7 protein-coding genes are annotated in these 6,397 nt (G+C 69.8%); 3 read left to right on the top strand and 4 right to left on the bottom strand.

What is annotated here, in order from left to right; translation table 11 throughout:
- Positions 1-1,426, top strand: a 1,426-nt coding sequence (locus I0Q12_RS33780; RefSeq protein ID WP_231611357.1) for an ATP-binding domain-containing protein, incomplete at its 5' end; no start/stop codon positions are given.
- 40 nt (positions 1,427-1,466) lie between these two features.
- Here I0Q12_RS33780 and I0Q12_RS24555 read toward each other — a convergent pair.
- On the bottom strand, positions 1,467-1,718 hold the full coding sequence (locus I0Q12_RS24555; protein WP_197255600.1) for a hypothetical protein: 252 nt from the start codon (positions 1,716-1,718) through the stop codon (positions 1,467-1,469).
- On the opposite strand from I0Q12_RS24555, the gene I0Q12_RS24550 reads away from it, so the two are divergent.
- On the top strand, positions 1,708-1,986 hold the full coding sequence (locus I0Q12_RS24550) for a DUF732 domain-containing protein (RefSeq protein ID WP_197255599.1): 279 nt from the start codon (positions 1,708-1,710) through the stop codon (positions 1,984-1,986). The genes I0Q12_RS24555 and I0Q12_RS24550 overlap by 11 nt on opposite strands.
- Positions 1,987-2,044: 58 nt before the next feature.
- Here the strand turns inward: I0Q12_RS24550 and I0Q12_RS24545 are convergent, their stop codons facing one another.
- From I0Q12_RS24545 to uvrB, 3 genes are all read right to left on the bottom strand, one after another.
- Complete coding sequence (locus tag I0Q12_RS24545; RefSeq protein WP_197255598.1) at positions 2,045-2,497, bottom strand: universal stress protein; 453 nt, start codon at positions 2,495-2,497, stop codon at positions 2,045-2,047.
- A gap of 163 nt (positions 2,498-2,660) precedes the next feature.
- Complete coding sequence (locus I0Q12_RS24540) at positions 2,661-3,533, bottom strand: hypothetical protein (protein WP_197255597.1); 873 nt, start codon at positions 3,531-3,533, stop codon at positions 2,661-2,663.
- Between the two features lie 11 nt (positions 3,534-3,544).
- On the bottom strand, positions 3,545-5,698 hold the full coding sequence (gene uvrB / locus I0Q12_RS24535; protein ID WP_197255596.1) for an excinuclease ABC subunit UvrB: 2,154 nt from the start codon (positions 5,696-5,698) through the stop codon (positions 3,545-3,547).
- Between the two features lie 82 nt (positions 5,699-5,780).
- Here uvrB and I0Q12_RS24530 point away from each other — a divergent pair, with 82 nt between their 5' ends.
- Positions 5,781-6,293, top strand: coding sequence for a DUF402 domain-containing protein (locus tag I0Q12_RS24530; protein WP_197255594.1), 513 nt, complete (start codon positions 5,781-5,783; stop codon positions 6,291-6,293).
- Positions 6,294-6,397: the final 104 nt, after the last annotated feature.

Here is a 6,397-nt window from a genome sequence, read left to right as displayed (position 1 = left end):
GGCCACCGGGCAGATCAAGGGTTCGCTCGACATGGTCGACGTGCTCAAGAAGGCGGTGCGGGACCGGCAGGAGGTACCGACGAAACCGGTGCCACTGATGTTCGACTCGTACCGCATCACGCTCGACCGCAAGACCGTCACCCGCGCGCGGGGCCGGGCCCGGTCGTCGCGGCGTCCGCACAACCTTGCCCGTCCGATCTTCGTCTCGGCGGTGATCGAGGCGCTCGCCGACCAGCTCGCGGAGCTGATCGGCACGAATCTGGTCGACGGCGGGAATCTGCTCAGCCGCGACGACATTGCCGACATCCGCTCGGAGATGCGTGCCGATCCGGACATCCTCGCGGCGATCGACGCGCTGTGGCCGCAGCTCACCCCGCAGCAGGTCCTCACGGATCTGCTCGCGTCCCGGGAGCGGCTCTCCTCGGCGGCTCCGGCGTTGACCGCGGAACAGATCGAGCTGCTGCACCGGCCGCGTTCGGGTGGCCGGTTCAGTGCCGCAGACGCGCCGCTGCTCGACGAACTGGCCGAGCTGCTCGGCGTGGACGATGCCGCGGACCGGGAACGGGCCGCGCGGCGGTGGCGGCGGCAGATCGCCGACGCCCAGGGTGCGCTGGACATTCTCACCGGATCGGCACCGCAGGATCTCGAGGACGACCTCGACCCCGAGCTGCTGATGGCCTACGACCTGATCGACGCCACCCAGCTCGCCGAGCGGCAGGATCTGCGCCGGCACGAGACCACCGCCGAGCGCGCCGCCGGGGACCGCACCTGGACCTACGGTCACGTGATCGTCGACGAGGCGCAGGAGCTGTCGGCGATGGCCTGGCGAATGCTGATGCGGCGTATCCCGAATCGGTGGATGACCGTGGTCGGCGACACCGCACAGACCGGCGATCCGGCGGGCAGTTCGTCGTGGCAGCGGATCCTCGAACCGTATGTGGCGAACCGGTGGCGGAAGGCGGAGCTGACCGTCAACTACCGCACCCCGGCGGAGATCATGCAGGTGGCGCACTCGGTTCTCGCTGCAATCGACCCCGAGCAGGTGCCCCCGCGGTCGGTGCGCGAGTCGGGTTTCGCGCCGTGGGCACGGCACGTCGACGCCGACGATCTCGCGGAGGCGGTGCAGCAGACGCTCGCCGCGCAGGACGGCCCGGGCCTGACCGCGGTGATCGTGCCGCATCGGCTGGCGACCGAGTGGGCGCATCTCGAGGGGCCGTCGGTCCGGGTGGCGACGGTCCGGGACGTCAAGGGCCTCGAGTTCGACGAGGTGCTGCTCGTCGAACCGTGCGACATCCTCGACGAGTCGCCGCGCGGCCTCAACGACCTCTACGTCGCGCTGACCCGTGCGACGCAGCGACTGGGCGTGCTGCACACGTCGGCGCTGCCGGAGGTGCTGGACGGACTGCACGAACCTGCCGAATGCTGATCGCCGCGCCCGCACAGGATCCGCTGCCGAGGTTTCGAGATCATTTCGCGACCCCGGCACGGTAGGTTGCGAGCGGACCGGCGGGGGATGCGTAAGGAGGCGCGGTGGTTGACAACGCGAGGTGGTACGGGCCGCGGCGCGGCGCGTCCCGCCGTGTCCGGGTGCTGCTGGCCCCGATGCTGCTGATGGCCGCCGCCTCCGCGAGTGCGGTGGCGTGTTCGTCGGCGACCGCGTCGGACAGCGCCGCGGAATCGTCGATACCGGTGGCAGCCTCGTCGTCCGTGTCGGTCACGACCGCACCGCCGTTGCTCGACGAGCGGGGTGAGCGCCTGAAGGAAGCGCTGGGCGAGGCGGGTCTGGCGTCCGGGCTCACGGACGGGACGGTGCTGGCGGTCGCGCGGGGGTTGTGCGATCAGGTGGCGGCGGGTGTCCCCGAGGAGCGGATCCTCGACACGGTCCGGCCGATCGCGACGTATGCGGCTTCGGTGTCCGGAACGGCGTTGTCCGGCGACGACGCGGCACGGCGGTTCGTGGAGACCACGGTGGGTAGCTACTGCTGACCACCCGCACGCGTGCCACCGCCCGCCCCGGACGATCCGGAGCGGGCGGGAGCGCAGGTCAGCGGACGGTGTGGACGATCAGGACGTCGGAAGTCGACTTGCGGGCGACATCCGAGGGAACCGAGCCGAGGAGACGGCCGGTGATGGTGTTCAGGCCGCGGTTGCCGATGACGATCAGGTCGGCTTCGAGTTCCTCGACGAGGGCGAGCAGCGACTCGACGGGCGCTCCCACGACGGCGCGTTCGACGACGTTCTTGGCGCCGGCGACGATGGCCTTCTCGCGTGCGGTGCGCAGGATCTCGTTACTCGGCGCGGATCCGGTGACCTGGTACGCGTCGGCGCCGAGCACGTCGGCGGCGTGGGCGGTGTCCTTGGGATCGGCTGGGTAGTAGGCGCACGCGATGACGAGGCGGGCTTCGGAGTCCCCGGCGAGAGCGGCTGCCTTCTCCACGGCCCGGTACGACGACTCGGATCCGTCGGTTCCGACGACAATGGTCCGGTAGGCGCTCATTCAATCCTCCATCGATACGGGTAATCGGTTCCGGTCGAGGTGATCTTGATAAGAGTCCCCCGACTGCGTCGACAGTAACCGGCTGATCGGTACGGATGGTGTGTTTGGGGCAGATGCCACACCTGCCGCGGTCTGCGCCGGGAACCACTCACAGCGGTTGATGTTACCGCGCGTCACCGTAACGTGGACCGAACAGCGTGGCGGGGAAGAGCCCCGAGTCGGTGATCGTGTCGCGCCACGGCAGCGCCAGGTCGAGGAGCCGCTCGACATCCGATTCGCCGAGCGCCGCCCACGGTGCCGCCGCGAGGTCGTCGGTCAGGTCTTCGACGAGCTCGCGAACCTCGAAGCCGTCCCCGGTCAGCTCACCGCGCCGGTCGAGCAGTCCCCGTGCGCGCAGTTCGGATGCGGCACCCGCCCATTCGTCCTCGGTCCAGCCGCGGCGGCGACGCGCGTACTCCTCACTGAACCCGATCCCGCTGACGGTGTGGGTGATCAGCGCCTCGAGGCCGTTGAGCCCCGCGGTCTGCAGGGCCGCCACGTGGCCGTCGCCGCGATACTCGCGCAGCAGGGTGAGGGCGTGCCACAGCACCAGGTGCGGGGCGTCGGGCCACGGCATGTCCGCGTGCGCGGCGTACAGCGGCCGACCGTCCGGTCCGGGGATCGCCCGGGCCGCGGTTGCGGCGAGTTCCGCGGCCTCCGCCATCTCCGCCGACGCGATCACGTCGGCGCCGAGCAGTCGGCGCAGCGCGGCATCGACACCGGCGACCCGGGCGGCCGCGACGTCCCGAGGGGCGGCGTCCTGCCAGGCCGCCGGGATCACGGACGCCACCAGCCGGGGACTGAAGTTGTAGAAGACGGCGGTGACGACCCCGGCGCCGACCGCGCCGAGCGCCGCGGACCGGGACGCGAAGTAGCGGACGCGTCCGGACGCGAGTCCGACGGCGCCGAGCGCCTCGTCGACCTCGGGTGCGAAGTAGACGAACGAGTGCAGCAGTTCGAGGGAGCGGGCGGCGCGGCCGGCGGCGTGGGAATCCATGAGCGGTAACGCTACTGGAGCCCGGCCGCGTCCATCCCGCGGAGTTCCTTCTTCAGATCCGCGATCTCGTCGCGCAGCCGGGCGGCGAGTTCGAACTGCAGGTCGCGGGCGGCCTGCATCATCTGGTCGGTGAGCTGCTGCACCAGGTCCGCGAGTTCGGCGCGCGGCATGGCCTTCACGTTCTCGCCCTCGTACACGCCGGAACTGACCGCGCGGCCGGCTTCGCCCTGGGCGCGCCGGCCCCGGGAGGCGTTGCGCCCGGATCCCGCGACCTCGACGGAGTCGTCGGCCTCCTCGTACACCTGGTCGAGGATGTCGGCGATCTTCTTGCGCAGCGGCTGCGGATCGATGCCGTGTTCGGCGTTGTAGGCGATCTGCTTCTCGCGGCGCCGTTCGGTCTCCTCGATGGCCCGCGCCATCGAATCGGTGACCTTGTCGGCGTACATGTGAACCTCGCCGGAGACGTTGCGGGCGGCACGGCCGATCGTCTGAATGAGGCTGGTGGTGCTGCGCAGGAAGCCTTCCTTGTCGGCGTCGAGGATCGCCACCAGCGACACCTCGGGCAGGTCGAGACCCTCGCGCAGCAGGTTGATGCCGATGAGCACGTCGTACTCGCCGAGGCGCAGCTGGCGCAGCAGTTCGACGCGACGCAGGGTGTCGATGTCCGAGTGCAGGTACCGGACCCGGATGCCGAGCTCGAGCAGGTAGTCGGTGAGGTCCTCGGCCATCTTCTTCGTCAGCGTGGTGACGAGGACACGTTCGTCGCGGTCGGCGCGTTCCCGGATCTCGTGGACCAGGTCGTCGATCTGCCCCTTGGTCGGTTTGACGACCACCTTCGGGTCGACCAGACCCGTGGGCCGGATGACCTGCTCGACGAACTCGCCGCCGGCCTGCCCCAGCTCGTAGGGTCCCGGGGTCGCGGACAGATAGACGGTCTGGCCGACGCGCTGGGTGAACTCTTCCCAGGTCAGGGGCCGGTTGTCGACGGCGGACGGCAACCGGAACCCGAATTCGACGAGGTTGCGTTTGCGCGACATGTCGCCCTCGTACATCGCCCCGATCTGCGGCACGGTGACGTGCGATTCGTCGATGACGAGCAGGAAGTCCTCGGGGAAGTAGTCGAGGAGGGTCGCGGGCGCGGAACCGGCGGCGCGGCCGTCGATGTGCCGCGAGTAGTTCTCGATGCCCGAGCAGAAGCCGACCTGCCGGATCATCTCGATGTCGTACTGGGTGCGCATCCGCAGCCGCTGCGCCTCGAGCAGTTTGCCGCGGTTCTCGAGATCGGCGAGGCGCTCCTCGAGTTCGGCTTCGATGTCGCGGACCGCGCGTTCCATCCGTTCGGGACCGGCCACGTAGTGGGTAGCCGGGAAGATCCGCAGGGAGTCGACCTTGCGGATGACGTCCCCGGTGAGCGGGTGCAGGTAGTAGAGCGCGTCGATCTCGTCGCCGAAGAACTCGATGCGCACCGCGAGTTCCTCGTAGGCGGGGATGATGTCGACGGTGTCGCCCTTGACCCGGAACGAGCCGCGGGTGAAGGCGAGGTCGTTGCGGTCGTACTGCACGTCGACGAGCAGTCGCAGGAGCGCGTCGCGCGGCACCTCGACCCCGACCTCGAGCTGGATCGAGCGGTCCAGATAGGACTGCGGGGTACCGAGGCCGTAGATGCAGGACACCGACGCGACCACCACGACGTCCCGGCGGGACAGCAGCGCCGAGGTCGCGGAGTGCCGCAGTCGTTCCACGTCGTCGTTGATCGACGAGTCCTTCTCGATGTAGGTGTCGGTCTGCGCGATGTACGCCTCGGGCTGGTAGTAGTCGTAGTACGACACGAAGTACTCGACGGCGTTGTGCGGCAACATTTCCCGCAGTTCGTTGGCGAGCTGCGCGGCGAGGGTCTTGTTCGGCGCCATCACCAGGGTGGGCCGCTGGACCCGTTCGATCAGCCACGCGGTGGTCGCCGACTTGCCGGTGCCGGTGGCGCCGAGCAGGACCACGTCCTTCTCCCCCGCCTTCAGCCGCCGCTCGAGTTCGTCGATGGCGGCCGGCTGGTCGCCTGCCGGCTGGTGGTCGCTGACCACCTCGAACCGGGCCGCGGTCCGTTCGATCTCGCCGACGGGCCGGAACTCGGAGTGCGCGACGACCGGATGCTCACTTGCGAACGCCATGCAGACCAGGGTAGGCGGTGCCACCGACACCGTCGGGTTTCGATACCCGGACATCCGGAGCACGGGCGGTAGCGTTCTCCCCATGTCCGCCGCGAAGCTGCACCACGTGAAGACCGAGACGTTCGATGTCGACGCCCGCACCAACACCGACCCGAAGGGTTTCGTGCGTCCGGTCGACGAGTATCGGGTCGAACCGTGGGGCCTGTACATGGCACGGCCGGCGGATCATCCGGAGTTCGGCTATCTCGAATCGTGGCTGCTGCCCGAGCCGGGGCTGCGCGTGTCGATCTTCCACTTCCGCCCTGGGTCCGAACGCGACCAGGACCGGTACATCGACGTGGGCGATTTCTGGGCCGAGGGATCGGTGTGGCATTCCCGCGATCACTATCTGGACCTGGTGGTGCGGACGGGCCGGGGCACCACCGTCGAGGACGTCGACGAGTTGTTCGCCGGGGTCGCGGCGGGCCTGCTCGAGCCCGAGGACGCCGAGCGCGCCGTGCACATCGCGCTCGCCGCGGTGGACGGCATCGCCGCGCACGGCTACGACCTCGACGCCTGGCTCGCCTCGCGCGGGATGCCGCTCACCTGGCGGTGACCCCGACTGCCGCCCCGGGTCCTACGCGGTCCAGCCGGTGGCCTCGGCCCACTCCCACGCCCGGTGGTAGGCGCGATCGAACCAGGGTGCCTTCGCCTCGTCGT

Source organism: Rhodococcus sp. CX (assembly GCF_015865005.1).
Lineage (GTDB): Bacteria > Actinomycetota > Actinomycetes > Mycobacteriales > Mycobacteriaceae > Rhodococcus.
The sequence above is the reverse complement of the archived record's forward strand: the minus strand, read 5'-3'. Positions and strand labels throughout refer to the sequence as shown.